This window comes from Chloracidobacterium sp. (assembly GCA_016720705.1).
Taxonomy (GTDB): Bacteria; Acidobacteriota; Blastocatellia; order Pyrinomonadales; family Pyrinomonadaceae; genus OLB17.
In genome coordinates this window covers 2,247,833-2,274,042 of the sequence record JADKKB010000007.1, presented here as the reverse complement: position 1 = coordinate 2,274,042, position 26,210 = coordinate 2,247,833, and the positions used below count along the sequence as shown (strand labels likewise).

The 26,210-nt window shown below is 53.3% G+C and carries 23 protein-coding genes; 13 read left to right on the top strand and 10 right to left on the bottom strand.

The annotated features are described in order from the left end of the window. Positions 1-404 precede the first annotated feature (404 nt). The 3 genes from IPQ00_17120 to IPQ00_17110 form a co-directional block, all read right to left on the bottom strand. Positions 405-632: a DUF433 domain-containing protein gene (locus IPQ00_17120; GenBank protein MBL0242288.1), complete on the bottom strand. Its 228-nt coding sequence runs from the start codon at positions 630-632 to the stop codon at positions 405-407. 673 nt (positions 633-1,305) lie between these two features. Then, positions 1,306-3,276: a S9 family peptidase gene (locus IPQ00_17115; GenBank protein ID MBL0242287.1), complete on the bottom strand. Its 1,971-nt coding sequence runs from the start codon at positions 3,274-3,276 to the stop codon at positions 1,306-1,308. A 19-nt stretch (positions 3,277-3,295) separates the two neighbouring features. Then, on the bottom strand, positions 3,296-3,721 hold the full coding sequence (locus IPQ00_17110) for a hypothetical protein (GenBank protein MBL0242286.1): 426 nt from the start codon (positions 3,719-3,721) through the stop codon (positions 3,296-3,298). A 187-nt stretch (positions 3,722-3,908) separates the two neighbouring features. On the opposite strand from IPQ00_17110, the gene IPQ00_17105 reads away from it, so the two are divergent. Beyond that, on the top strand, positions 3,909-6,047 hold the full coding sequence (locus IPQ00_17105; protein MBL0242285.1) for a M4 family metallopeptidase: 2,139 nt from the start codon (positions 3,909-3,911) through the stop codon (positions 6,045-6,047). A 70-nt stretch (positions 6,048-6,117) separates the two neighbouring features. Here the strand turns inward: IPQ00_17105 and IPQ00_17100 are convergent, their stop codons facing one another. Further along, complete coding sequence (locus IPQ00_17100; GenBank protein MBL0242284.1) at positions 6,118-8,094, bottom strand: VCBS repeat-containing protein; 1,977 nt, start codon at positions 8,092-8,094, stop codon at positions 6,118-6,120. A 131-nt stretch (positions 8,095-8,225) separates the two neighbouring features. Here IPQ00_17100 and IPQ00_17095 point away from each other — a divergent pair, with 131 nt between their 5' ends. Continuing rightward, the gene (locus tag IPQ00_17095; protein MBL0242283.1) at positions 8,226-8,675 is read left to right on the top strand and encodes an NUDIX domain-containing protein; all 450 of its coding nucleotides are present in this window, start codon (positions 8,226-8,228) and stop codon (positions 8,673-8,675) included. A 72-nt stretch (positions 8,676-8,747) separates the two neighbouring features. Further along, positions 8,748-9,362: a phosphoribosyltransferase gene (locus IPQ00_17090; GenBank protein ID MBL0242282.1), complete on the top strand. Its 615-nt coding sequence runs from the start codon at positions 8,748-8,750 to the stop codon at positions 9,360-9,362. Between the two features lie 74 nt (positions 9,363-9,436). On the opposite strand, the gene recR is transcribed toward IPQ00_17090, so the two are convergent. Together recR and IPQ00_17080 are read right to left on the bottom strand one after the other, a co-directional pair. Further along, positions 9,437-10,051: a recombination protein RecR gene (gene recR, locus IPQ00_17085; GenBank protein MBL0242281.1), complete on the bottom strand. Its 615-nt coding sequence runs from the start codon at positions 10,049-10,051 to the stop codon at positions 9,437-9,439. 5 nt (positions 10,052-10,056) lie between these two features. After that, a complete protein-coding gene (locus IPQ00_17080) occupies positions 10,057-10,362 on the bottom strand; it encodes a YbaB/EbfC family nucleoid-associated protein (GenBank protein MBL0242280.1) in 306 nt (101 codons plus the stop codon). A gap of 177 nt (positions 10,363-10,539) precedes the next feature. Here IPQ00_17080 and IPQ00_17075 point away from each other — a divergent pair, with 177 nt between their 5' ends. Continuing rightward, positions 10,540-11,277, top strand: coding sequence for an SIMPL domain-containing protein (locus tag IPQ00_17075; protein MBL0242279.1), 738 nt, complete (start codon positions 10,540-10,542; stop codon positions 11,275-11,277). Between the two features lie 30 nt (positions 11,278-11,307). On the opposite strand, the gene IPQ00_17070 is transcribed toward IPQ00_17075, so the two are convergent. After that, positions 11,308-11,673: a cytochrome c gene (locus tag IPQ00_17070; GenBank protein ID MBL0242278.1), complete on the bottom strand. Its 366-nt coding sequence runs from the start codon at positions 11,671-11,673 to the stop codon at positions 11,308-11,310. 174 nt (positions 11,674-11,847) lie between these two features. Between IPQ00_17070 and IPQ00_17065 the strand changes: the two genes are divergently transcribed. From IPQ00_17065 to IPQ00_17055, 3 genes are all read left to right on the top strand, one after another. Next, on the top strand, positions 11,848-13,968 hold the full coding sequence (locus IPQ00_17065) for an ATP-dependent helicase (GenBank protein MBL0242277.1): 2,121 nt from the start codon (positions 11,848-11,850) through the stop codon (positions 13,966-13,968). Between the two features lie 63 nt (positions 13,969-14,031). Next, positions 14,032-14,607: a hypothetical protein gene (locus tag IPQ00_17060; GenBank protein MBL0242276.1), complete on the top strand. Its 576-nt coding sequence runs from the start codon at positions 14,032-14,034 to the stop codon at positions 14,605-14,607. A gap of 165 nt (positions 14,608-14,772) precedes the next feature. Continuing rightward, positions 14,773-15,588: a hypothetical protein gene (locus tag IPQ00_17055; protein ID MBL0242275.1), complete on the top strand. Its 816-nt coding sequence runs from the start codon at positions 14,773-14,775 to the stop codon at positions 15,586-15,588. A gap of 93 nt (positions 15,589-15,681) precedes the next feature. Here IPQ00_17055 and IPQ00_17050 read toward each other — a convergent pair whose 3' ends face one another. Beyond that, positions 15,682-18,300 (bottom strand): VCBS repeat-containing protein, encoded by a 2,619-nt coding sequence (locus IPQ00_17050; protein MBL0242274.1) that lies wholly within the window; start codon positions 18,298-18,300, stop codon positions 15,682-15,684. 160 nt (positions 18,301-18,460) lie between these two features. On the opposite strand from IPQ00_17050, the gene IPQ00_17045 reads away from it, so the two are divergent. Then, complete coding sequence (locus tag IPQ00_17045; protein ID MBL0242273.1) at positions 18,461-18,868, top strand: hypothetical protein; 408 nt, start codon at positions 18,461-18,463, stop codon at positions 18,866-18,868. On the opposite strand, the gene IPQ00_17040 is transcribed toward IPQ00_17045, so the two are convergent. Then, positions 18,861-19,985, bottom strand: a complete 1,125-nt coding sequence (locus tag IPQ00_17040) for a S8 family serine peptidase (protein MBL0242272.1) — start codon at positions 19,983-19,985, stop codon at positions 18,861-18,863. The genes IPQ00_17045 and IPQ00_17040 overlap by 8 nt on opposite strands. A gap of 340 nt (positions 19,986-20,325) precedes the next feature. Between IPQ00_17040 and IPQ00_17035 the strand changes: the two genes are divergently transcribed. Further along, the gene (locus IPQ00_17035; GenBank protein ID MBL0242271.1) at positions 20,326-21,105 is read left to right on the top strand and encodes a patatin-like phospholipase family protein; all 780 of its coding nucleotides are present in this window, start codon (positions 20,326-20,328) and stop codon (positions 21,103-21,105) included. Between the two features lie 295 nt (positions 21,106-21,400). Beyond that, entirely contained in the window at positions 21,401-21,778 is a 378-nt protein-coding gene (locus IPQ00_17030; protein MBL0242270.1) for an RNA-binding protein, read from the top strand. A gap of 78 nt (positions 21,779-21,856) precedes the next feature. Here IPQ00_17030 and IPQ00_17025 read toward each other — a convergent pair whose 3' ends face one another. Next, the gene (locus IPQ00_17025) at positions 21,857-22,363 is read right to left on the bottom strand and encodes a hypothetical protein (GenBank protein ID MBL0242269.1); all 507 of its coding nucleotides are present in this window, start codon (positions 22,361-22,363) and stop codon (positions 21,857-21,859) included. 118 nt (positions 22,364-22,481) lie between these two features. Here IPQ00_17025 and IPQ00_17020 point away from each other — a divergent pair, with 118 nt between their 5' ends. From IPQ00_17020 to IPQ00_17010, 3 genes are all read left to right on the top strand, one after another. Beyond that, entirely contained in the window at positions 22,482-23,804 is a 1,323-nt protein-coding gene (locus IPQ00_17020) for a DUF58 domain-containing protein (protein ID MBL0242268.1), read from the top strand. Positions 23,805-23,854: 50 nt separating this feature from the next. Then, positions 23,855-25,603, top strand: coding sequence for a radical SAM protein (locus IPQ00_17015; GenBank protein ID MBL0242267.1), 1,749 nt, complete (start codon positions 23,855-23,857; stop codon positions 25,601-25,603). Between the two features lie 83 nt (positions 25,604-25,686). Continuing rightward, positions 25,687-26,202 carry a hypothetical protein gene (locus tag IPQ00_17010; protein ID MBL0242266.1) on the top strand — a complete coding sequence of 172 codons (516 nt, stop codon included), beginning with the start codon at positions 25,687-25,689 and terminating at the stop codon, positions 26,200-26,202. Positions 26,203-26,210 lie beyond the last annotated feature (8 nt).

Genomic DNA, 26,210 nt, shown 5'->3' with positions numbered 1-26,210 from the left:
CGCTCAGCGTTCCGGTCGCCCGAGGAATAGGTTGGGCTACCAATCGCTCGGCATAAATTCAGCGGCAATTATTTTTCTAATGGCTCAGTCTCGTTGAATTGATCTGATCTCGCCTGGTTGGATATCGTTCAATGTGATTTTGACGGCAGGCACTAATGGTATGAGGTCGTTGATGTCGTTCGTTGCGGCGACCAAAACGATGAAGGCAAGTGCGACTTGTTTCAAATTTTGTTGATGTTCGATGTTCCGGTCGTTAGTGAGGAGAACGTCAAATTCCTTTTCCGCGAGCCGGAGTAATTCGCCATTCTACTTTGATGCCCAACCAGCCTCTGGAACGGTTTGTACAAAATGATCCGGAAATTCGAGTTTTAGCCTTTTGGGAAGACACTCGTCGATAAGAATTCTCATTTCTCGAGCGCCAGTTCGAATGAATGACTTAGCTCGTGCAGAAGTCCGACGGCTTGCTCACGCTTAACTGTCGGAAAGTCATCCAAAAACCCGTCAAGTGTATGTCCGCCCGCGAGGTAGTCCAAAAGGCTCTGCGCCGGCACGCGAGTTCCGGCAAAAACCACCGCACCGCTCATCACATCGGGGGATGAAGAAACAACATTGGTTTCGATGACAGTATTCATATAGCCATTATACATTAGTAGCTCTGCCGGCTCCATTTACCTCGTCCGCATACGGCGAAAATCACCCGCCATACTTAAACCGATCACCTTCATTTTCCGCGTTCTGTATGACGCATCGATCGTCATGAATTCAGCTGCAATTAGTTTTCTCATTGTTTCTCCTTTTGCTGCGATCCTTACCCATTCCGAATAACGGTGATCCCATTCCACCAAACCCATATAAAGAAACCGACTGGTATAAAAAGCATGGCGAATAGCGTTGCGGATGCCTTTCTAAGGATCGATGTCTTTGTCGTCCAAAGAATCAATAGGCTGATGGCCAACGGGACGAGCGGAAGTCCAAAAAGGTAGAGCGGTCCTACATTAAAATAACCCGCAAGAAGTGCTGATAATATCGTCATGGAGACAGCAAGTCGAAAGCGGAAATGTGCATCGAGTTTCATAAATTCAGCTCACCCTTTTTCATTCGTATTCTCGAACACAAACACAACCGCCGCTTTGAGTACATCGGTGTTTATTTCATTAAGAGCCCGCGAACCTGATGCAATAGCCGGTCACGCCCCCGAGGTCTTTTCCGTAGGCTTCGGCCAGGTATTTCTTGTCTTCGATACCGAGGATATAGACCTCAGATCTGGGTTTTGTTTGCACTCAAACCACTTCGAGCGTCTGAAACTCATTTCAAATACTTCTCAAACCAGTCAAGATTGCTCTGCATGGCTGCGAGCTGCATTTTCGGCTCGGTCGGGCCGTGGGGTTGGCGCGGCAGGACGATCATTCTGACAGGCACACCTTGTTGCTTTAACGCATTGTAAAGTTCGTAGCCCTGCGATATCGGGACGCGGACGTCGGCGTCGCCTTGTTGGATGAGGGTCGGCGTCGAGACACCTTTGATGTTGAACATCGCGGAGTGTTTTGAATAAATATCGGGAATTTCCCACGATTGGCCGCCGAAATAATCGGGCACAAATCCCGGTATGTCGGCCGTTCCATTAAAGCTCATCAGATTTGTGACCGGAGCACCAGCGGACGCGGCCTTAAACCGTTTCGTCTTTGTAATGATCGTCGAGGTCATATATCCGCCATAGCTCCAGCCCATCACTCCCATTCGGTTCGGATCGGCAACTCCCATTTCGATCACCTTGTCGACGCCGGACATTATGTCCTCATAGTCCATTCCGCCCCAGTCCTTCGTATTCGCACGCCGAAATTCTGTTCCATAACCGCTCGAACCGCGCGGATTCGGACGCAGGATCGCATAACCCTTTGACGCAAATGTGGCGATCGGATAAACACCGCGGCCGCCAATAAAACTTTGTTGGAAGACACCGGCAGGCCCGCCGTGGATACTTAGAATGAAAGGCACTTTCGTGCCGGCGACATAGTTATTCGGATAGGTTAAAAGGCCTTCGATCTCGCGGCCGTCTTTACTCTTCCATTTTACGACCTCTGTTCTGCCGACTTTTTGCCTGGCTATGTCGGCATTTACGTTCGAGACTTGGGTCGGCACCTCCTGCTCCATCCGAGCCACAAAAACCTCGGGAGCTCGATCGCTCGTCTGGACGACCATACCAAATATTCCGCTCGGACTCATGGAAATTCCCGAGATCACGGCGCCCACGTGATGACGTTCGGTGATCGCATTCGTGGCGACGTTCACCTCGTAAACGGCAGTGCCCGTTCCTTTCGCTTCGGTGAAATAGACCTTCGCACTGTCATCTGTCCACCCAACTATGGCAGGCTGGCCGTCGTACGACAACGGCATAATTTTCGCATTGCCGCCGGTCGATGGAAATACGTATATCCGATTGCTTTGCGCCCAGCGGACCGGGCCGTCGCTGACCGACATCGCGATCCATTTTCCGTCATGGGAATAGCTCGGCGAAGCCTCAGCAGCGGTCGTGTTTGCGAATGGCGAGACCTTTCCGCTTGCGACATCAACGATCGACACGTCCGAAGTCGGCCAGAAATCCGCCCGTGGATCTGCGACGTGGCCAAACGCGATCTTCGCCCCGTCCGGAGACCAGTCAAAACCGGTGACGCTGCGGTTGTCGCTCGTCAGTTTTTTGGCGTCGCGTTTACCCGCGGCATCCTTCGCGACCGGCAATACATAGAGTCGGGCCATTTTGATATTTTCATCTACCCAGCGAAAATCGTTTCGGCCCTTGTCGTTCTTTTCTTCCTCGTCGGACTTCGCATCGGTCATCGAATAGGCGACCCATTTACCATCGGGCGACCAGTCAAAATCACCGATGCTGCCCTTCAGATCGGTCGCCATTTCGGCTTCTCCGCCGTTGGCGCGGAGAAAGAACAGATTATTCTTATTGTCTTTTCGGGTCGAAGTAAACGCGATCCATTTGCCATCCGGCGACCATTTTGGATTGGTCGAAGATTTGTCGGCAAATGTGAGCTGAGTATTCTCCTTGCCGTCCGATGTTGCCAGCCATATCTGGGTCACATATTCGCTCTTGTCCGCGGTCATCACTTCGTTTGAAACCGTGTACACGACGTGGTTTCCATCCGGCGAAACTCGCGGACTAGCGATGGTCTTTGTTTTTAGTTGCATCTCCGGCGACCAAATATTCTGTGCAGAAGCCGCGACGGCAAGCAACAAAGATAATATTGCAACGCAGACAAATCTATTCATATACGATCCTCCGATCATTTCAGACTTTTTGTAATGTGAATTTCCACACCATTCTATTCTGACTTTCATCAAAAACATAACGGGGTTCCGACACACGCCAAAAGCCAAGAAATTCCCAACGATTTACCGCGAGTTTGTTAAATAAGGGGACCGGTATTTGTGTCTGAGCGGCTTCGATCAGTGCCCGATTGTGGACATCAAGTTTCTGATCGCCGCGGCGTCCGTATCCGGTGTAATGGATGATATTGTTTGATTCGCCGTGAACGTCCGGGTAGCACGGATTGATCCTGCCAAAATCGGTTAGCAGCGAGACCAACAACCCTCGACTCTGATAAATGCCGATGCGCGAGCGATGAACCTCGCTAACCTCGTCCCAATTAAATACTTGACCGATACTGCTCGGCGCCAAAAAAATACCGCTGGTTGCTTCATCAGGACCTTTCATACTTGACACGATCGGTATTGGTGATAATATTCATTCCGCCTTTCCATATTCTTTAACAAAAAAAACTGTTCTTTTGATAGAAGAGACGACGATATTGGCTAATGATAGATTTGATCCGTGCCTCACGCGCGGTGATGTCTATTATCCCTTACTGGCTGCTTAACCGAATCTAAAAGGAGATCAAATTGTGAAAAAAATTCTCGGCCTGCTTGCTGTTGCAGTATGCGTCCTGATGGTCTTTGGCATCGTTTCAAAACGTGCCGAAGCAAACAAAGCGGTATTTTCCACCGGTTCGCAAGACGAACTTGATAATGCTAAACGGATCAGTCTCGACATTCTCCGTTACCGTGCTGCCCAAAGGGCGATCGGCAATGTTGACGAATATCAGATCCAGAAAGTTGAGATCGATGAACTCCGGATGGCACACACGCGTGTCAGACAGACCGTGAACGGTGTTCCGGTTTGGGAAGGCGAGGCCATCGTGCACCTCGACGCCGACGGCAGAATGACCACCATTACCGACGATCTGAAAGAGTCGGTCGCAGTCAACACAAAACCTAATTTCTCTGAGAAAGAAGCGGCGATGTTTGCGATGAACGCCTATTCGGGCAGTGCCCAGATAACCGGCGCGTCACAGATCGCATTGTATGTCTATCGCTCGACCGACCGCGACCATCTCGTCTATCGCGTCGAGACGCCGCGTCTTGACGGTTCGGCCGATACCTCTGCACCGGTCGTTTTTGTGGACGCACACACCGGCGAGATCGTCGATGGCTATAACAATCTGCAGACCGGCACCGGTTCGTCGCTTTACAGCGGCAACATAAACATCAGCACAAGCCTTTCCGGGGCAAATTACTATATGGAAGACACGACGCGGCGTCAGGGTACGTTCAATATGAACAATACCGGCAACACGTCGACCGGCACGGGCGGCACGCAGTCGCGCTACACCGATGCCGATGACAATTGGACCGCGACCAATGCTCGTGCGGGCGTCGATGCCCATTACGGTGCCGCTAAGACCTTTGACTATTATCAATCGGTCCACGGACGCAACGGAATCGACGGCAATTATGGCCCCGGAACGACCACTGCTGTGTCGAACGGCGTAAGCATCGTCGCTTCACGCGTTCACTTCGGCAGCGGCTACAACAACGCTTTCTGGTATCAGAATATGATGACCTACGGCGACGGTGACGGTTCGACCTTCACGCCGCTGACGACGATCGACATCTGCGGCCACGAGATGACGCACGGCGTCACCGAACGCTCTGCTAACCTGACCTATGCTAAAGAGTCCGGAGCTCTGAACGAATCGATGTCCGACATAATGGGCTCGATGGTCGAACTTTACGCTGACGGCGGCGTCGTTTCGGCAGACACGTGGAAGATCGGCGAAGATGCCTACACGCCCGGAACCGCCGGCGACGCGCTACGCAGGATGGACAATCCGAATGCGGTCGGCGATCCCGATCACTATTCGTTGCGACTCTACCCTGGCACCTGCACCGCGTCGAACGCCAATGACCAGTGCGGCGTGCACACTAATTCGAGTATTCAGAATCACGCCTTTTATCTAATGGCGGCGGGCGGCACCAACCGTATCAGCGGCGTTGCTGTGACAGGTATCGGCGGCACCGACGCAGCTAAGGTCTTCTACCGTGCGTTGACGGTATATATGACCGCCAGCACCAACTTTGCAGGTGCTCGAACGGCGACGCTAAGTGCTGCGACCGACCTTTTCGGTGCTTCGAGTGCTCAGTACAATACAGTTGCGACCGGTTGGTGTGCGGTAGGTGTGGGAACGTGTCCCGGCGGTTCGACGCCGACACCGACTCCGACCCCGACGCCGAGCGGCAATGAACTGCTCGTCAACGGCGGATTTGAAACATCGGCAAGCCCGTGGGTCGGATCCGGAAACGGTTACTTCTACACCGCAAACGGCAACGCTCCGCACGGCGGAACGGGATATGTTTACTTTGGCGTAAACAACAAAGCCACAGGCCAGTCATATCAGACCGTGGCCATCCCGACGACCGCTACCGGTACGCTGACGTTCTGGCTCAATGTGACCTCCAGCGAAACCAGCACGACCAAGCAGTATGACAAGCTGTTTGCCGAGGTTCGCAATACTTCGGGCACGCTGCTGGCGACTCTCGCGACATACAGCAACCTTAACAAGGTTGCCTCTGCGACGACCTATTCGCAAAAGTCGCTGAATCTCGCTGCCTATAAGGGGCAGACCGTGAGGGTTCAATTCCGTTCGACGATGGATACTTCGGTCACGACCACTTTCCGCGTCGATGACGTATCTCTCAAGTAAAAACTTGCTTGATGATGCAAAAAAGGGAACCCCGATCCGGAGTTCCCTTTTTTATTGCATTCGCGAATGCTCACCTAACAAACGCGTTTGCGATCGGCACATCACCTACTTGGCCGAACTGTTGTATGAGTGTTCCCGCTGTGGAGCGAGCGGCGTACCAGGTCGAATTTGATGGCCTGAAAACCGCCGCATCCGTACGGCCGTCACCATCATAATCTCCGGCGACCGGCACATCCCCGTTCGAACCGAATGGAAACGCGTAAAATGTCCGATCTTCACTCCGCAGGATATACCATAAGCCGTTCGACGGCCTCCAAAGAGCGATGTCTGCCTTGCCGTCGCCCGTGTAATCGCCTTGGACAGTTTTGTCTGTCGCTGATCCAAACTGTGCGGCAGTAACACCCGCATCTGAACTTCGTCTGATCCACCATTCGCCGATGCCGGCATTGTTGCGAAAAACGGCAATATCGGCCTTGCCGTCACCGTCATAATCGCCGACTACCGGCTTGTCGCCGTTCGAACCAAAACCGATAATATCGGTGCCTCCGGATGATCGTTGCACAAACCACGTCTGCGTCGACGGGCGAAATATCGCGATGTCCGCTTTTTGGTCACCGTCAAAGTCGGCCGGAACGGGCACATCACCCGCCATTCCAAAGGGCACCGCGTAAAACGACTGATCCTCACTGCGAAGTACGTACCAAAATCCCGTCGATGGCCTAAAAAAGGCAATATCGCTTTTACCGTCACCGGTCAGGTCGGCCGGTATCAAAACATCGCTTTGTGTACCGAATCGCGACGCCGAGTTGCCGCCATCGCTGCTTCGTTGATACCACCATTCGCCGCCCGACGGCCGAAAGATCGAGATGTCCGACTTGCCGTCACCTTCAAAATCAAAGGCACACTTGTTGGCGGAGGTGATGCAACTACCATTCGTGTCAATATAGGTTCCGATCTCGTCGCGAGAATATTGGCAAAATGACATCGGCGTGTCGCCGCTCAATTGCGCGTTCATCAGCGAATTGCCGCAGTTCTGTGCCGCCTCGACGTGGTTGGCACCGAGGTTGTGCCCGAGTTCGTGGGCAGTGATCAGATACTTTGCCGGAGCCCAGTTCACGTAGCCGCTCATACCGTAAGCATCGGCCGGCCTGCGGCACGTCGCACCGATAAACGCCCAACCCTGCGATTGCAGATTCGACTTGCCCGAAAACAGGTGAGCGGCGTCACGCGGATATTCCGAAAGCGGAAAGTTAGAATTCCAATGTGCTTGAAAATTACGCACCGCCGTCTCAGAATTAACGCTGGCAAACGGGTCCGCGACCGTCCAGGTATGCTGGTACACGACCTTGATCGTCAGGTTTAATTCATTCGCGTAGAGCCCTTCGATCGTATTCAGTATGCCCAGGATCTCGTTATTTGCCTGAGCAATGCCGCCGAGTGTCGAAACGTATTCCAGGTCGGCTTCCGTGGCGAGTTCGATCCTTTTGATTGCAACGGAGCTTTGGGCCGTTTGCACTACGGGCATCAGAGAGCCGATCTTGTCGCCGAGTTTTGACCCGCACGATATCGGACTGCGAGCGATCGCGTCTTCTGCCCGATATATGACGTACTCCGCGGCATTAGACGACTTTGAATAGCGGCTCGCGGGCTCAATGAAAAGAATTTCGCCGTTGACGTTGAGAAACCCCTCAAACACACCGCCGTTAAAATTTATTCGTGCAGAAACGCCGCCGACGCCCGTTCCCGTATATGTGCTGATAGCCGCGAGCGGTTGCGGAACCCTGCCGTCTATGCCCGTATTTTCGCTGCGTGATCCGGCAATCCTTAGATCGTGCGGCGTCAGTTCTACCGTGATCGCCCGATCTCCGCTAAACTTGATCTGCCGACTTCCGTTTCCGGTGTCCGCGATCGTCGCCCGCGTTAGTTCGAATCGACTGAATGATGCGGCGACGTCCGCTGAGGCCGCCGATGTCTGGCCAAAGACGGCACCTGTTAAGCTTAGAAATGCGGCGGACAGCAAAATTCGGGAGATAATTGATCGCTTCATATATCCGTGCGTTGTACGAGATGGAGAAAATTACTTCAACAACGGCCGATGGTTTCTCAGCCTATATGTTTTAAACATTAACAACACTGTTGTTTTTCCAATTTGATGACGGCCCGGCCAAATTAATTTATATGAATCTGTTAGGTAAGATCTGGAGACTTCTCCCCGCTTGGCTTCGCACACGCATCACACGCATCTCGCAGCGGACATTCACCGTCTCAGTGGCGGCCGTTATCACTAACGACGCGGGGCAGGTGCTGCTGCTCGATCACGTGCTCCGTCCGGCGTCGGGTTGGGGGATTCCGGGCGGCTTTATAGGCTTTGGTGAGCAACCCGAAGACGCTCTCCGCCGCGAGGTCGCTGAGGAAACGGGCATCGAACTCACGGATGTCAGGTTGTACCGCATCCGCACGCTGAAACGCCACGTCGAGATACTATTTCTAGCCCGCCCCGTCGGTGATCCGACGGTGCTCAGTCGCGAGATAGTTAGCCTCGGTTGGTTTACCGCCGAGGACCTCCCGGCCGCGATGAATGTCGGTCAACAGAACCTCATTCGGGAAATTTTACGGACTGAAAGTTGATAATAGCGTCTGCGGTGCTTACTATTAGATATCATTTCATTTACCAACAATTGCAATTTATAGGAGAATTTTATGGTTGATCTCGTTCCATCGCCCGAGTCCGTGATGAAGATCCTCACGGATACCGGTGCTTACCAACGCGGACATTTTGTTTACCCGAACGGCAAACACGCGTCCCATTACTTTCAGATGCCGCTGGCATTCAGGTATTACGACAACGCCCGTGTGCTGTCAGTGGGCCTCAGCCGTTTGTTTCGAATGGAGAAGATGATCGCAAGCCGTTTGCCGGAGATCTCGATCATCAGCCCGAGTCCGGGCGGCATAATGGTCGCATTCGGCATCCGCGAGGCGCTAGGTGCTCATCAGATATATTGGGCCGAAATGGAACAAGGTAAACGGCAGTTTCGCCAATTTATCAGTCAGGGTGATATCTATCCGGCGATCATCGTCGATGACATTATTCGTTCCGGCCGGGCGATTCAAGAGACGATCGACCTTGTACGCGAACTCGGGGCCGACGTCATTGGCATCGGCACTATCGCCAAATTTGAAGGAGCTCCGAATGAGTTTGACGGCATCCCGCTCAAGAGTCTCTTAAACTTTGACGTGAATTTTTACGACACCGAGGAGGAATGGAAGCGTTCTAAGAGTGCATCGGACGCGACCGAGTTGAAGGTGCGATTCTAGTAACTCCACACATTAAATTAAAAAGGGCGGCTTGGAAACTTTCCAAGCCGCCCTTTTCATATCCGATCCGCCGACTACATATCGTGGCGATTGGTCAGTGCCTTGTCCATCGTCACTTCATCGACAAACTCGATGTCCGCTCCGACCGGCATACCCATCGCGATCCGCGTTACACGCACGCCGAGTGGTTTGAGCAAACGGGCAATGTAATTTGCTGTCGCTTCGCCCTCGGTCGTTGGGTTTGTCGCGACGATCACCTCGGCGATCTCAACGCCCTCGTTATTTTCAGGTCGCAACCGTGGAATGAGGTTGGCGAGCATTAATTCGTCCGGCCCTATGCCTCGCAGCGGCGACAGCGATCCGTGGATGATGTGGTACAAGCCGCGAAATGACCGCGTTTTTTCGACTGCGACCAAATTATACGGCTCCTCGACAATGCATATGATCGAACGGTCACGCTTTGGATTGGCGCAGTAAAGACACGGATCCACATCCGTCAGGTTATTGCAGACCGAGCAAAATACGATCTTTTCCTTAACCTCGCGGAGAGCATTCGCAAACTGCTCGACCTCCGGCATCGGCCTCCGCAAAATGTAGAAAGCCAATCGCTGGGCTGACTTTTGCCCGACGCCGGGCAGTCGCTTAAATTCGTCGATCAGCTTGGCGACCGGTTCTGAGTAATCAAGCATTTAATTTACATCAGTCCCGGCGGGAGCATTCCGCCCAGCTTACCTTTGAGCGATTCTTCGACTTTTCGGCGGCCTTCGTTGAGAGCGGCAACCGTCAGATCCTGTATCATCTCGACATCGCCGTCTTTGATAAGGTCCGGCGAGAATGTCACGCTGATCACCTCAAAATCGCCCCGCATCTTGACCGTCACGGCACCGCCGCCGGCAGCAGCCTCGACGATCATCTGCTTCATTTCGGCGCCCATTTTCGCCTGCATTTCCTGGGCCTGACGCATCATCGACCCTAGATCCATTCCACCTGGTAATTTCATTGCGTTATTTCCTCAAATGTTGTTACTGCAAGTACCCAATCCTAACTTTACGAGGCTCTATTTGCAAACCCGACGCATTTCGGAACACCGGCTACCGCACGCCGAATTAATTACTTTGCACTAGATCAAATAGGTGTATGATGAGCTTGAACAGCATTATTTTCGGGGAGGATTGAAATGAGTGACGAACGCAAAAATCGTTGGTTTAATTCGGGGGTTGCTCTGGCGATCGGATTGATACTGTCGTCGTTGATCTTCGGATGGTTTTATTCGACCTCAAAGCGCGGCGACGAATCGATCACCGTGACCGGTTCAGCAAAACGCCGCATCTCGTCCGATCTTGTCGTTTGGAGTGCCGGTATCTCCGCCGAGGCCCCGCAGTTGAGCGACGCATATCGAACGCTTTCTGCCAATGTGCCCAAGCTGAAGCAATATCTGATCGGCAAAGGCATTCCTGAGGAGCAATTGACCGTATCGTCGATCACGACGACTGCCGTAAAGCGTCAGGATGCAAACGGAGGCGAAACTCAGGAGATAATCGGGTACCAACTCACACAGCAGATCGAGGTCAGATCCGTCGATGTACAAAAGATCGCTCAGATCTCGCGGGAGGCGACAGAATTGATCGATCAGGGCATTTTGGTCGAGTCCAAGTCGCCTCAATATTATTACACCAAGATCGGTGATCTTAAGATCGAGATGTTGGGTGAGGCGTCAAAGGACGCAAAGGAAAGAGCCGAGCGGATCGCGTCAAGCACAGGCAACTCAATCGGCTCGGTCAAATCAGCCAAAATGGGTGTGCTGCAGATCACCGCGGCCGATTCTACAGACGTTTCCGACTACGGCACCTACGACACATCGACCATCGAAAAGGATATGACGGCAGTAGTCAATGTGAGTTTCGCCGTGCGTTGACGAGAAATTTCGCGATTTGCCGACGACGCTCTAGAGCGTTCGGATGTAGCGAGAGATCTGACGGATCTGCTCCGCCGTGAGTTTTTTAGCAAAGCTAGGCATATCGCCTTTTCCCTTGGTGATCACGCGGAGTAGCTTGGCGGTGCTGGCTCGCTTTGTCGCCGAACTCGTCAGGTCATCGGCATCGACCTCGCGGCCTTTCGGTGTGTCCGCCCGGCCATCTGCCCCGTGGCACTTCGCACAATTCTGTACATACAGTGCTCTCGGCCCCGCCGAACCGGTCGAACCCAAGCTCGCATACGTCCGAGCCGAACCCAAACTAATGATGCCGACCGCCGACACTGCGGCGATAACAAATAATTTGATCGAAGTTTTAATGATCTGCGCCTTTTTCATTCTCAGTATTATGCTGTGCTGCGAAGATTTGAGCAAGTATATCGGCGATCTCTAGGTTTCCGCTCGGCCTCCGAAATTGAGTGAGCTCGTCGCAGTGCACACTGGCATCGAAATCGACAATTCAAAGATCTGATGCGCTTTTAATATACGGGATAGCGTGTTATAAATGAAACGATGGCACGCTACGTCATAAAACGAGATCGATCGGCCCTGCCCGAGCGGTTAACACGATATAAAAGCGAACTCAACGACGAGCAGTTTCGCGTCGTTACTGCTCCGCCCAAGGCGGCATTGGTCGTTGCGGGTGCGGGCACGGGCAAAACGCGTGCGATCACTTACCGCGTCGCGTATCTGATCGAGCAGGGCGTCTCGCCGCAGAGCATTCTGCTTGCGACATTTACCAATCGGGCGGCCCGCGAGATGCTCCGTCGAGTTGAGTCTCTGACCGGATCGAACAACGTCCATCGCGTATGGGGCGGGACATTTCACCGGATCGCCAATCTGATACTCCGCCGCCACGCCGTGAGTATTGGCTTTGACCAAAACTATTCGATCCTCGACAGCGAGGACGCCCGCGAATTGATCAGCGTCTGCGTTGACGACGCGGGCGTCGACACCAAGGCACAACGCTTCCCCAAGGCAGAGGTGATACTGGGCATCATCTCGTACGCGAATAATACTGATATGGCCATCGAGGATGTGGTCGCGCTCAAGTATCCGTATTTCGAGCCGCTGACCGCCCCGATCAAGCGTGTCGCTATGCTCTATCAGACTCGCAAACAAGAGCGAAACGTGATGGATTACGACGACCTGTTGCTCAACGTCAAGCGCCTTTTGGTCGAAAAACCGGCGATCGGCGATCTCTACGCCGAACAGTTTCAGCATATCTTGGTCGACGAATATCAGGACACCAACCGACTTCAGGCAGAGATCATCGACCTTTTGGCGGTCAAGCATCGCAATGTTATGGTCGTCGGCGATGACGCCCAGTCGATCTTTGCATGGCGCGGTGCCGAGTTTTCGAATATCTACGAGTTTCCCAAACGCTACCCCGACGCTCAGGTTTTCAAGCTCGAGACCAACTATCGTTCGACGCCCGAGATCCTCGGACTCGCCAATACGTCTATCGCGTGCAACCGCAAACAGTTTCCAAAGGTTCTGACCGCCGTCCGCCGTTCGCGTGACATCAGGCCGGCGTTGGTGCCGTGTTCGGACGTCGAGCAGCAATCAGCGTTTGTTGCATCGAGGATCTTAGAACTTCGTGACGAAGGGACAAGCCTCGAGGATATGGCGGTGCTGTACCGTTCGCATTACCATTCGATCGAACTCCAACTCGAACTTTCGCGGCGAAACATCCCGTACCGCGTCCAGTCGGGCGTTCGATTTTTCGAACAGGCTCACATCAAGGACGTCATCTCGTACCTCCGCATCATCATCAATCCTCGCGATGAACTCGCCTGGAAACGCATTCTAAAAATGATCCCCGGGATCGGCAACAAGACGGCAAACCGCATCTATGACACGATGCAAACGGCGGAACCGGCCTTGTTACAGGACACCGGCGAGATCTCGGAGTCGATCACATTGCCCGGTAATTTTTCAGCATCGCGTATTTCTGCACCGCCGAACGTGCGCGAAAAGGCGACCTGGAAAGCATTTATCGCTCTGCTCGAATTGCTGGTCGCCGACGAAAATCGCGGGCGGCCTTCAAAGCAGATCGGAATCATCCTCACGAGCGGCTACGAGCAGTATCTGCACGAAAACTTTGAGAATGCCGAGGCCCGCATCGAGGACCTCAAAGGGCTTGCATCATTTGCCGATCGCTACTCTTCGACCGAGGAGTTTCTGTCTGAACTCGCCTTGCTCTCGACCGAGCGTTTTAAGGAACCAACGCCGCTTGTCGGCGAAGAGGTCATCTCGGGCGGCGATGATGACGAACTGTTAACTTTAACGAGCGTCCATCAGGCAAAGGGACTCGAGTGGAAAGCGGTCTTTATAATTTGGGCCGCCGAGGGCAAGTTTCCTTCGCCCAAGTCGCTTCGCGAGATCGACAGCGAGGAGGAAGAGCGTCGCCTCTGGTACGTCGCGATGACGCGGGCCAAGGACGAGCTATATCTGACTTATCCGCTGCTGATGACCGACTATAATCGCCAGACCGTCCTGCAGAAACCGTCGCGGTTCGTCACCGAGTGTCCTGCTCTGCTGTACGAGATCTGGGATCTCGAAGAAGAGCAAACGGCTTTTGACGCACCGGTCTTGTTAAACCCGTCCGGCACCAAAGAATTTATTAACTAGTCTATACGCAAAAGAGTTAATATGATGTCGTCAACATTTCGGAAAGCCGCGAGGTGTTAAAATATGGGCGCGAAAGAACAAATGATCTCGATCCTGCGAAGTAGCGAGGCTCAGCGGATCAGATTTAGTTTTACGGGTACATCCGGTGCGACGATCTCGGTAAATGGGCACAGTTTTTTAGCGGTTGCCGATGCTCTCTCTGATGGCAGTCTCGCCGTAGTCGAAAACCACTTTACGACCGATATTGCGATGTACAGCGCCCACGCCGATACCGCGCACGGATTTGCCGCAAACACATTCTACCTCGGCCGTAATCCGCGATATTCTAGGTTGTTCAACGCCTTGATCTGTCACGAGGCGGTCCACGCTTCCTTTGACCTCACACGCTCGTCTATGCCGTGGATCGACAACGAGGCCGCGGGCTATATTGCTCAAGCGTATTACGCTCGCAATTCGGGGTTGCCGCGGTTGTCATTCGAATTCGGGTCCAATGCGATAATCGCTTATTCGATCGTAGAAAATATGCGCTCGCACGATGACAGCAATATTGCCTTCTTCCTCGATGCCCTTCAGGATTCGCTCAACGCCGACCCGATGTACCACAGTACGATCAGCGGTCAATTCACCGGCGACGGTTAGACCTCGTTGGTGGATTACCCACGATCTTGACGCCCCGTGTCCCGCGAACCCAACTCTGCCGACAAATTTATTGTTCGATCGAGCACTGCACGTTATTTTCCAAAAGACGATTCGTGGTAATATTGCACATTATCAGCCGACGCCTCGCGCTAAGTGTGACTCACTATGAAAATTTGCCCGATCTGCGACACCACTTTTGACGAAGATATCATCCGTTTTTGCACCAAGGACGGTTCGCCGCTGATCGATCAAAAGGAACCGAGCTTTGTCGAGATGCCAAGCGAGGAGTTCGACGTTCCCGGGTTTGAAGACGACGACATCGGCGAGGTCACGGTCATTCGCCGCAAAGACGTGCCGGCCCCACCGCCGTCGATCGACGATCTCAATGCCGAACTGCCGCCGCCGACCCCGCCGTCAGAGCGTATCGTCATTCCGACCACGCCCGCTCCGACGCCGCAAGACGTGCGCTCACGCGTCGCTCAGGCATATTATCCGCCGCCGGCCGAAAAGCCGAACACACTCAAGGTCGTAGTCTTGACCATCATCGGGACGCTCACGCTGCTCGGTGTAGGTGCCGGGCTATTTTGGCTTTTGCAAAAGGAACCGCCCGCAAATGGCAATATCAATACCAATCTCGGTAGCTTTAACGGCAATCTCAATTCGAACGTAAATTCGATGCCGGCCATAGACACGAATTTCAACTTCAATATGAACGCGAACTTCAACTCGCCGAGCAACCTCAATTCGAATTTCAACACTAACGCCAACGTGAAGACGCCGACCCCGACGCCATCACCGACGCCGAAACCCAGTCCGACCGCCACGCCGGACGACACCCCGGATCCGACACCGACCCGTACGCCGAGCGCCAATCGCCCTGCAAATACGTTCAACGTCCGTCCGCCGACCCCGACCCCGGCGGCAACGCCTCGCCAGGGACCGCGACCGACGCCAAAGCCGGTACGCACACCGGGGAATTAACTGATTGACACGGAAATTTATTCGGAACTGAGAGCCGCTCGTAAGTACGGGCGGCTCTTTTTGCAAGAAATCACAAAACTGTTAACGCTTGCCTCAATGCACATACGCACTTGGTATCGACACGTCGCCATCGGTGCCGAACGATTGTATCAGCGTGCCGCCGGTCGATTTGTTGACGAACCACTGTGCTCCCGGCTGACGGAAAACTCCCGCGTCCGTTCTGCCGTCGCCGTCGTAGTCGCCCGGAACCGGAGTGTCGCCGTTGGAGCCGAATGGGAATGCATAGTACGAGAAGTCTTCACTTCTCAGCACATTCCAGAAGCCCGTCGAAGGCCGCCAGAACGCAACATCAGCTTTGCCGTCGCCGGTAAAATCGCTCGGAACTGCCCTGTCCGTCGAGTTTCCAAATTGCACCGCGAACACACTCGCATCCGAACTGCGGCGTATCCACCACTCCGCTCCGTTCGCTCCACTCGGCCGGAAGACCGCAATGTCCGATTTCCCGTCGCCATCGTAATCCGCATTCACAGGCTTATCACCCGCCGCCCCAAACCCAACAATGTCCGTCCCACCTGACGATTTACTAATAAACCAAGTCAACGAACTCTCCCTAAATACAGCCGCGTCAGATTTCCCATCCCCATCATAATCCGCCGGAACAGGAACATCGCCCGTCGTCCCAAACGGAAACGCATAAAATGAAAAATCTTCCGACCTCAGCACAAACCACTGTCCAGTCGAAGGCCGCCAAAACGCCACATCCGTCTTCCCGTCTCCCGTATAATCCGTCGGCACGATCAAATCCCTCGATGCCCCAAATTGCACCGTAAAATTCCCTCCATCCGAACTCCTGCTCACCCACCACTCTCCGGGTGCAGGGCGGAAGATGGACACGTCGGTCTTAGAATCACCGTCAAAATCGAATGGTGTAAAATTGAAACTAACATCATCAATTTGCCTTTCAAAAGCACCAATGTCCGAGCCGTTCCCGTCAACCGCATTCGGAACAAGATCGAAATCGACAGGACGCAGAAAACCCCTCTGATCATTTAACAACGGCGCAGGATTAACAAAAGCTCCTTTGTCGATTGCCGGACTTCCGGGACGTAAGGCAAGAGTCATCGTGGGTCCGCCATTGTTTCTTAGTGGACCGAGTAGCGGATCCATCCCGAAAATATTTCCGGTTTGTATCGTGCCGGCGATCGTAGCTCCGGAGACATCCTTGATCAAGTTATACCCGAACGAATCCACGAAGCCCGACCAATCGCGAGAAGTTCCACCCGTTGCGACATTATTGGCGACAAGCGAGTTTCGCGTATAGAGGAAATTCTCGTTTTGGACGCCGCCTCCGTTAGCCGCCTGATTGTTGGCGATCGTGACATTCGTGATAAGCGTATAGAGCCCGCTGTTGAAAATTCCGCCGCCGTTCGACATCGAAATATTGCCGGTGATCGTCACGTTATAAAACAGGAGATCGGTGTCGACCCACACTCCGCCGCCTTTACCGGTTGCGGAGTTTTCCATTATCAGGGAACTATTTACCAGCAGCGAGTAGTTTTCGTTTTGTCCGGTGCCGTCATTGTAAATTCCGCCGCCGTCACCTGTGGTCGTATTTCCTTTGATCAATGAGTTGCTAATGTTAAGCGTTGTGGTTTGGGCCCGATTAAAGATCCCACCGCCACCGAAGTTTGGAGAATTATCCGTGTTGTAAGCAATCGTGGAACCTGTAACAGTAAGCCTGCCGTTGCTTTGGATTCCGCCTCCACCGCCGTATATCGAGGTGTTATTTACGATGCTCGAATTTGTGATAGTAATTGACCCATTGGTTCCCGAAATTCCGCCGCCGCCTTGCAGGGCTCGATTCCCGCTGATGATAGAATCGTTAATGGTAAAAGTGCCGCCGCCATTAGCAACGCCACCGCCATTTCCTCCGAAGTTGTTGCCGATGACGGTCGAAGACTGCAAAGTTACATTACCGCCATTGGTTTGAATGCCGCCGACTAAATTTGCCTTAATGGTTGAGCCCGTGATCGTAACCGTGGACTCATATACAAAGATCCCGCTGGCGGACGAACCCGCATCGTTATTCGAAACCGTACAATTTGTAACAGTCATAGTTGAATTTGCGACAAAAATACCTCCGCCCTGCCCCGGCGTCCTGTTGCCGGTTATATCAAGATTGTTCAGCGAAACATTGGTAAAATTGAAAGCTCGAATACCGCCTCCGTGATGTTCGAATGACCCGATGCCGTTACCATTGAAGATTTTCAGTCCATTAATACTTGCCGTCGCATTAAGGTCCACGAAAATGACGCGGCTCTGGTTATTTGCGTTGATTGTCAGCAGACTAGGTCCGGGTCCGTTGATCGTTAGATTGGTTCCGGCACCGATGATAAGTTCGCTGCCGCTGAGCGTGATCATATGCGCCGAATTGAAAAACATCGGGTCAAAATTGACGAAGTCGTCCGAGGACACGGAATTCGCAGCTACAATTGCCTCGCGGAGGCTACAGTCTGCATCGCACAGTCCGTCATTTGTATCTGCGGTTTTGGTCACCACAAAAGTCGCCGCAGAACAATTATTGGTTTCGACAAGAAAGAGCAGAACAATGAGTAGCGAGTAGATCAAGACCAGCGATAATGGATGTCGTCTCCTGATAGTTGTTTTGGGGACTCCGCAAGTCGTGCGGAAGTAATGCAAAAAGCTCATCATACGAGAATTACCGATTCGATCTGTCTGTAGATTATTTCCAAGAACAACGCCGATTTTTTTAAGTCTATTATAAGTAAACCCATTCTTAAAGGTGTTTTTCCTCATTCATTATTAATTAACTAAGCTCGCATTACCTTTATGCTTACTAGTTCGCCATTATGTGTGGTTGGTTTCGCAGGTCCCGGCACTCATTGTTTATTGGTTGCAGGCGGCGTTGGTGAAGAAGTCGGGCGGTATCGAAATAAGATTCACGCATTGCGGACCAATTTGGGGCAGCCCACTTGGGCAGGAAGCCTGTGTTTGCAATGATTTAGAGCCGAAAAGTGGTCCACAAATGCGGTCCAAATGGGCCACTTTGATGCCAAAAAGAGCCGTTTTGGGGCAGTTTATGGCGATTTTAGGGGGTAAAATCGGTCAAAATGAGCCTGAAATGTCAATAATGAAGCGGTTTGGTCCAAAAAACGCGGCTTTTTTGATGATTTTTGACACCGATCTGAGCGATTTTTACAGAAAAATGAGCCCGATCAACCACTCAGAACGACGGTTCGGGCGAGTCCGATCTACTTAGACGACGCAGCACTGTCGACCGCACGGCGGGCATCGATGACGCCCCAGCCTTGGCGGTCGGTTTCGAATTGGGGCAAGCGTTCGGCAGTCGAGATCAGGATGCGTTTGACGGCCGACGGTGTCAAACGCGGGTTGGCTTCGACCATCTGGGCGATGACCGACGAGACGATCGGAGCCGCAAATGAGGTGCCGTCCACGTATTTATAATGCTCAGTGATGACGTTTTCGCGGCGTATCTTGAGCGTGATCAACTGGCGAATACTATGGATCTCGCGGTCAGCGACGGCGTCGATCTCGGGGTCAATGCCGGGATTGTCGTCGATCAGTTCGTGTAGGTTTTCGTCCTTTGCCTTATCGAGCATCGACAGCAGGCTAGCTTGTTGTGCAGTCGGAGTATTGGGCAGGATCGGGGCCGGCACCCAGATCGATGACGCGATGACCTCGGGCTTTTGGAGGCCGTCGATAGTCGGGCCGTATGACGAACGGTACATACCGCGGCGTGCTCTGTTGATCGAGTTATTATCGTCGAGCCCGCCCACAGCTATACAGGACGGGGCACTCGCCGGCGGCACGACCGGATGATCCGGCAGATGTCCCGCATTACCGACCGCGCACACTACCGTGATACCCGCCGCTGAGCACGCCTCGACCGTCTGCGACAGCGGATCGCTCAGGTAACTCGCCTCTTCGTCGCCGCCGGCTGAGATGTTTACGATCCTGATCCCGTGCTTTTCGCGGTTTTCGAGCACCCATTCGAGGCCCTCGCGGATGTTGTCATCGGTGATGCGGCCCGTACGGGCAAGTTTGACGAGCACAACGTCAGCGTCTGATGCGATGCCGCGGTAGAATCCGTTCGAGAGCGAGCCATTGCCCGCCGCTACGACCGATGTCATCATCCCGTGCCAACTTGCCACATCCGGATCAAATAACGATGACAGATCACCGTCGTCGTCGAGCATATTGCGATAGGCGACGATACGATTTCGCGGCGTCGTCAGATCGACGTGCGGATAAAATCCGGAATCAAGGAACGCGATAGTCACGCCTCGCCCGGTGTAGCGTTCGTCCGCATCAAGCCGCAACGGCGTCGAGAGCACGTGCGAACCGTCTTTCTGCATCGCCGCATCAGCGATCAGATTTTCTTTTGCCCGTTCAAATATTCGCACGCACCGCGAGCAGACCGACGCGAAATCAGCAGTATCCGGGGCATTTGCACGGATCAGACGCGCAACGTCGCCCTCAAGCGCGTCGAGCGGGATAAAATCGCCGCGGTCATCACGCGAGCAGACCGGACAGGCGTTGTCGCCTGCGGCAAAATCAGCGACCGTGCCGGGAGCAGAAAGTTGTGCGGAACCTTGTAGGGACATCGTGACGATTTCAAGTTTTTCACAACGTGCGGTTAAAATCAATTTGCTATTGAAGCCCGCGGCTACGGGTGACTGCCCGCGATATCAGCTTATGTCTAAGAAAAAGATCGGTTTGGCTCTATCAGGCGGCGGTGCACGCGGGTTCGCCCACGTCGGCGTACTTAAAGTGCTCGAGCAGCACGGTGTCAAGTTTGATATGATCGCCGGCACGTCTGCCGGATCATTTGTCGGCGGTGCACTCGCAGCGGGGATGAGCGCGGCTGAGATCGAGGCGATGGCCCGCAAGGTTCGATGGCTTAACACTTTACGGCCGTCGTTTCCGCTTCGCGGCTTGCTCTCGACCGCACCGATGGGTAAGTTTTTAGCCGGCGGATTACCGTTTACTCGGATCGAAGATCTGCCTACTCCATTTGCCGCCGTCGCATACGATCTGGTATCCGGCGAAGAAGTCGTATTGCAGGGCAACGGCGACCTCGTTCAAGCAATCCGAGCAAGCTGCACCGTGCCCGGTATATTTTCGCCGATCAAGGACGCCGCCGGTCGTATACTGGTCGACGGCGGCGTGACATCCGTCTTACCGCTCGACGTAATTCGCAAAATGGGCGCCGATGTCATTATCGCTGTCGATCTGATCGCCTGCGGCGGTGTATTTCGCCACAAACCCCGTAATGTGCTGTCGATCACGGTACGATCGGCCCTCGCTCTGATCCGCACTGCATCCGGTAGTCAGGCGACAAAGGCCGACCTCGTCATCGAGCCTGCGATCGCTCATCTCCGGCCCGACCAGATCGGTAAACTCGACGAATTTATCGCTCTCGGCGAGTCCGCGGCACGCTCGCGAATCGACGAAATTCTTGCTTTAACTCAATGATTCCGTGATTATTTACTTTTGGTTGCTTGCAACTGCCTGCGCCGTCGTGCATCATATTCAACGTTCGCCCTGCTCTCGCGCATCAACGGTGATGCGCCCCGATACTGCGTAAGTCTTGTTCGACGGCGTTTAGGATAGTTCGAGGGTTGGTTGTTTTAAGGTATATAGAAGTCGCTCGACACCGGGCATCCGAGACGCGATCCTTGCGGGGGCAGACCGTAACCCCGAGAAGCACAACATCCGATTTCGGCACTTCTTAAAAGCTTCTCTTTTCAGGGAAAAGGTAAATATTACAATGTCAATGAAACTGTATGTAGGTAACCTCTCGTTCCAGACCTCGAGTTTTGATCTGGAAGAATTGTTCGCAACCGTCGGAGCCGTAGAATCGGCAACCGTCGTTGAAGACCGTGAAACCGGCCGTTCGCGTGGTTTCGGCTTTGTCGAGATGGCATCGCAGGAAGAAGGCGAAAAGGCTATTGCCGAATTTAATGGCAAAGAAGTCAGCGGTCGTGAGATCAAGGTCAACGAAGCCAAGCCCCGTGAAGATCGCGGCGGTTACAGTGGCGGCAGTGGCGGCGGTCGTGGTGGTTACGGCGGAGGCGGTGGTGGCCGTGGAGGCAATCGCGGCGGAGGCGGTGGCGGCAACTACGGCGGCGGCTCGAATCGTTGGTAGTTTCGGTTTGAACCCGAACGAAAAGGCTGTCCGAACGATTCCGGACAGCCTTTTTTTGTTAAGATCCAAATTCTTCGCCTAGTTACGCTTCGGCTTTGCGGCCGGCTTTGGCCTTGGCGCGGTAGGTGCTAAAGGCTTAGTTTTAGACTGGAAGAATGCGGCCCCGTCAGGTGTGCCCGACGCCGGACGAATGTCAAAAACCAGATCCTTGGCAAACTTGCCGTCCACGTAAATTTCGACCTTATACTTGCCCACACTCCATTTGTCATAAGGCTTGCCGGAGAAATTTACACGGCTTTGGCCTTGTTTAGTTGTATAGCTGGTCGTGACGACCTTAGTTTCAGGCTTTACGCCCGCAACCGCCACTGCGACGAAATTCATCTTTACCGTTACGGATGCATCCGAAGCGAGTTGGACGACGCAGTAGATCGGTATGTCGGTGGTGAAGAATCTAGATACAGCCTCGCCGGCCTTACCGTTTCCGTCGTCGCGGGCCAGAAATATCTCATCCACACCGCCCGAGCTTTGTCCGTACGCGGCGATCTGCGACACCAACATTATCAATCCTAAAATGACAACCTTCACCTGTGTTCCTCCAAAACTACTTCTGTAGGCTTAGAACCGCCTAAATGCCGAAAAGTTGCTTTGGCACGGCGGCAAAAACACGGCTCACTCAGCGAGAGTGCTATAATCTCGTGACCATATGCGATTTGTCTTCACCCGAAGATCATATATTTTGCTGGCACTCGGCATCGTGCCGCTGTCGCTCTCGTGGAAGTTGCCCGAGTTGCGGACGGCGGTTTTCGTATTTGATGCGTTGCTGATCGCCGCCGCGGTGATCGATTATTTGCTGAGCCGCAAACTGCCGGAGGAGTTCACGGTCTCCCGTGAATTTTCGTCGCGGTTTGCGATCGGCGACGCTGTCAAGGTCAGTCTGATTGTCGAAAACGGCTTCTCGCGTAGTTACTATATAAAGGTCAAGGACGAGTATCCGGCCGAGATGACGCTGAAAGAAAGCCGCGAGGCCGAGTTTGAGGTGCCCGCCCGGGCCAATGTCGAGTTTTATTATCACCTCACGCCGCCCAAACGCGGGAGCTATAGTTTTGGCCGTACGGCCGTGAGATATCTCTCGCGTCTCGGGCTTGTCTGGTGTCAGGCGGAGCTCGGGACTTCGCAGTCCGTCAAGGTATATCCAAATATGCGCCGTGCCCGCGAAATGGAACTCAAAGCGCTCGGAGCACGCTCGTTCCTGGCTATCCAACGCCGTGCCGTAAGACGCGGTGAAGGGCGCGAATTTGAATCAATGCGCGACTACGTCCGTGGCGATGAATTACGCCACATTTCCTGGACCGCGACCGCCCGTCGTTCAAAATTGACGACCCGTCAATATCAGATCGAGCGTGACCAGACTGTAATGATCGCGATCGACGCCGGACGCTTGATGACCGGACGCATCAACGACGAGACCAAATTTGATACCGCCGTCCACGCGAGCCTTGCACTGATGTCCGCGTGCAACCGTGCCGGCGACAATTGCGGCCTGATCGTCTTCGGACGCCGTGTCCGACGATTTGTGCCGCCCAGACGGGGCCTTGAGCATATCGACGGTGTACTTGAGTCACTGTATAACCTCGAGCCTGAGCTCATCGAACCGTCGTACGCTCGTGGATTTCAATACATTGCGTCCAATCTTAAGAAACGGGCCTTTGTCGTGATTTTGACGGACGTCGTCGACAAGGACAGCTCCAAAGAATTGATCGAATCGCTCCGACTTTTGCGTCCGCGTCACTTGCCGCTAGTGGCGACACTTGGCGACCGCGACCTCAATGCCACTGTGAGCCGAACGCCGAACGATCTAAAGGATGTCTTTACGCAATCCGCCGCCGAGGAGATAATCCACCAACGCGCAACTGCGCTTCGAATGGTCGAGACGCTCGGAGGCCTTGCTCTCGACGTCACCACTCAGACGCTTGTCCCGAAACTGCTCGAAAGTTATCTGCGGGTCAAGGAACGCGGTCTGCTTTAGTAATAGTTTGTTTGTTTTGACGATAAAGCCATTATATTATTTCGGTAATAATGAAAAAGCGATTTAGTCTAGTATTGATCAAACCTTCGCATTACGATGATGACGGATATGTGATCCAATGGTTTCGATCCGCCATTCCGTCTAATTCGCTGGCCGCGCTGTATGGTCTCTCGCTCGAGTGTGCTCAACAGAGTGTCCTCGGTGCTGATGTCGATATCGATATCCACGCTTTTGACGAAACGAATACGGTGATCCACATCAGTGACATCGCCGCACTTATCGAGAGTGCAGATGATGGAATGGTGATGCTCGTGGGCGTGCAATCCAATCAATTTCCGAGGGCTCTCGACCTCGCCCGTCCGCTTCGAGAACGCGGTATCAAGGTCGGTATCGGCGGATTTCACGTTTCCGGTACGATGGCGATGCTAAAGGAACGTGATCCTTATGTCCAAAAGGCACTCGATATCGGCGTCTCGCTTTTCGCCGGCGAGGCCGAAGGCCGCCTCGGCCAGGTGCTGATCGATGCTCATAACAACGAACTCCAGCCCGTCTATAACTTTATGGACGATCTGCCCAATATTGAGGGCGTCGCCTCGCCGCTGCTGCCGGCCGAGCGCGTGCACCTCACCGCCGGTGCGACCACCAGCTTTGACGCCGGACGCGGCTGTCCTTTCGCGTGTTCGTTCTGTACGATCATAAATGTCCAGGGCCGCAAATCCCGCCGCCGATCGCCTGCCGACATTGAAACCATCGTCAGGGCCAATGTCGCTCAGGGTCTTCACTCGTTTTTTATCACCGATGACAATTTTGCCCGCAACAAGGATTGGGAGATCATCCTCGACAAACTGATCGAACTCCGCGAGGTCGAAAAACTGAAGATCAGTTTTATTATCCAGGTGGATACCCTTTGTCATAAACTGCCGAACTTTATTGAAAAGGCAAAAAGGGCGGGTATCAAACGTGTCTTCATAGGCCTTGAAAATATCAATCCTGACAGCCTGCTCGGTGCCAAAAAGCGGCAAAACAAGATCACGGATTACCGCCAGATGCTGCTCGCGTGGAAACACGCCGGTATCGTTACGTATTGCGGATACATTCTGGGCTTTCCGGGTGACACGCCCGAGTCGATCATCAGCGACATTGAGATAATCAAACGCGAACTGCCCGTCGATATGCTTGAGTTCTTTTACCTCACACCGCTGCCCGGCTCGGAGGATCACAAAAGACTACACGAAGCCGGCATCGCGATGGACGAGGACCTCAATAAATACGACCTCAATCACGACGTTACCGACCACGCGATAATGTCGCGAACCGAATTGCGTGATACCTATCGAAAGGCGTGGGAAACCTATTACACCGACGAACACGTGGAAACCGTGCTCCGTCGCTGCATCGCGACCGGCACAAGTCCCGGCAAGACGATGTTCTTTATCGTTTGGTTCAAGGGCTGCATACACATTGAGGGCATTCATCCGCTCGAGGGTGGATTTTTGAGAATAAAGTCGCGCAAAAATCGACGCTCCGGTCTTGGTATCGAGAGCCCTTTGACCTTTTATCCAAAATATCTGGCCGGGACTCTCCGCCGACAATTTAGGTGGATATCGCTCTATATTCGAATTAGGCTGATCTATATGCGCGTCCGCAAGGATCCTGATCGGTTAACATATATGGATACCGCACTCGAACCGGTCACGGACCACGAAGAGGATCGCGAAATGTTTCAATCCGAATCAGCCAAAAGCTACCTCGACAAGGTTCACCGCATCGAGAGAGTTAGCCGAGGCGAAACCGTATGACCGTGCAACGCCTCGGTCGTTAATACTGATCAATTTGGCAAGAGACGGGCCATCGCCGCTTTGCCGTTTTCGCAAATAAAAATATGAAGCTCAAACTTCCTTTTCTGCTGATACTTGTCCTGTCGCTTTTTGCCGCTGCAAATGCCCAAGGTCAATGGAAAGAATTCAAGTCCGCCAAAGAAAATTTCAGTGTCCTGGTACCGTGTGAAATAGAATCATCGACCGAGAATGTCGGCACGCCGGAGAACCCTCAGCTGCAGACTTACTTCGAATGTTCGGCAGATAGTATCTATTACAATGTTTCGGTTACCATGATCCCGAAGGGCCCGGCGGACGATGATACTTTGTTGGAAGCTTTTCAAAACGGCCTGATCGAAGGAATGAATAGTACGCTCATCTCCGGCACGTCGGCTAAATCCGGCACCGCCCCGGGACGATCATTTCAGGCTTCGGCAAAACTCGGCGCTATCGACGGTCTGATGGATTGCCGGATATATAAGAAGGACGGCAAGATATATTCGCTAACTTCGGCGGTCGCTGTTACCAATAAATCGCCCGATCGCGAAAAATTTCTCGCGTCATTTAAGTTCATAAAATAAAAGCTGAT

What these genes read in the sequence shown, in the direction of transcription:
- IPQ00_17060 (MBL0242276.1), top strand. Translation starts at nt 14,032, where the DNA reads ATGGGCGCGAAAGAACAAATGATCTCGATCCTGCGAAGTAGCGAGGCT.
- IPQ00_17055 (MBL0242275.1), top strand. Translation starts at nt 14,773, where the DNA reads ATGAAAATTTGCCCGATCTGCGACACCACTTTTGACGAAGATATCATC.
- IPQ00_17075 (MBL0242279.1), top strand. Translation starts at nt 10,540, where the DNA reads ATGAGTGACGAACGCAAAAATCGTTGGTTTAATTCGGGGGTTGCTCTG.
- IPQ00_17015 (MBL0242267.1), top strand. Translation starts at nt 23,855, where the DNA reads ATGAAAAAGCGATTTAGTCTAGTATTGATCAAACCTTCGCATTACGAT.
- IPQ00_17110 (MBL0242286.1), bottom strand. Translation starts at nt 3,721, where the DNA reads ATGAAAGGTCCTGATGAAGCAACCAGCGGTATTTTTTTGGCGCCGAGC.
- IPQ00_17090 (MBL0242282.1), top strand. Translation starts at nt 8,748, where the DNA reads ATGGTTGATCTCGTTCCATCGCCCGAGTCCGTGATGAAGATCCTCACG.
- recR (MBL0242281.1), bottom strand. Translation starts at nt 10,051, where the DNA reads ATGCTTGATTACTCAGAACCGGTCGCCAAGCTGATCGACGAATTTAAG.
- IPQ00_17080 (MBL0242280.1), bottom strand. Translation starts at nt 10,362, where the DNA reads ATGAAATTACCAGGTGGAATGGATCTAGGGTCGATGATGCGTCAGGCC.
- IPQ00_17095 (MBL0242283.1), top strand. Translation starts at nt 8,226, where the DNA reads ATGAATCTGTTAGGTAAGATCTGGAGACTTCTCCCCGCTTGGCTTCGC.
- IPQ00_17050 (MBL0242274.1), bottom strand. Translation starts at nt 18,300, where the DNA reads ATGATGAGCTTTTTGCATTACTTCCGCACGACTTGCGGAGTCCCCAAA.
- IPQ00_17040 (MBL0242272.1), bottom strand. Translation starts at nt 19,985, where the DNA reads ATGCAGAAAGACGGTTCGCACGTGCTCTCGACGCCGTTGCGGCTTGAT.
- IPQ00_17120 (MBL0242288.1), bottom strand. Translation starts at nt 632, where the DNA reads ATGAATACTGTCATCGAAACCAATGTTGTTTCTTCATCCCCCGATGTG.
- IPQ00_17030 (MBL0242270.1), top strand. Translation starts at nt 21,401, where the DNA reads ATGTCAATGAAACTGTATGTAGGTAACCTCTCGTTCCAGACCTCGAGT.
- IPQ00_17115 (MBL0242287.1), bottom strand. Translation starts at nt 3,276, where the DNA reads ATGAATAGATTTGTCTGCGTTGCAATATTATCTTTGTTGCTTGCCGTC.
- IPQ00_17020 (MBL0242268.1), top strand. Translation starts at nt 22,482, where the DNA reads ATGCGATTTGTCTTCACCCGAAGATCATATATTTTGCTGGCACTCGGC.
- IPQ00_17065 (MBL0242277.1), top strand. Translation starts at nt 11,848, where the DNA reads ATGGCACGCTACGTCATAAAACGAGATCGATCGGCCCTGCCCGAGCGG.
- IPQ00_17035 (MBL0242271.1), top strand. Translation starts at nt 20,326, where the DNA reads ATGTCTAAGAAAAAGATCGGTTTGGCTCTATCAGGCGGCGGTGCACGC.
- IPQ00_17010 (MBL0242266.1), top strand. Translation starts at nt 25,687, where the DNA reads ATGAAGCTCAAACTTCCTTTTCTGCTGATACTTGTCCTGTCGCTTTTT.
- IPQ00_17100 (MBL0242284.1), bottom strand. Translation starts at nt 8,094, where the DNA reads ATGAAGCGATCAATTATCTCCCGAATTTTGCTGTCCGCCGCATTTCTA.
- IPQ00_17070 (MBL0242278.1), bottom strand. Translation starts at nt 11,673, where the DNA reads ATGAAAAAGGCGCAGATCATTAAAACTTCGATCAAATTATTTGTTATC.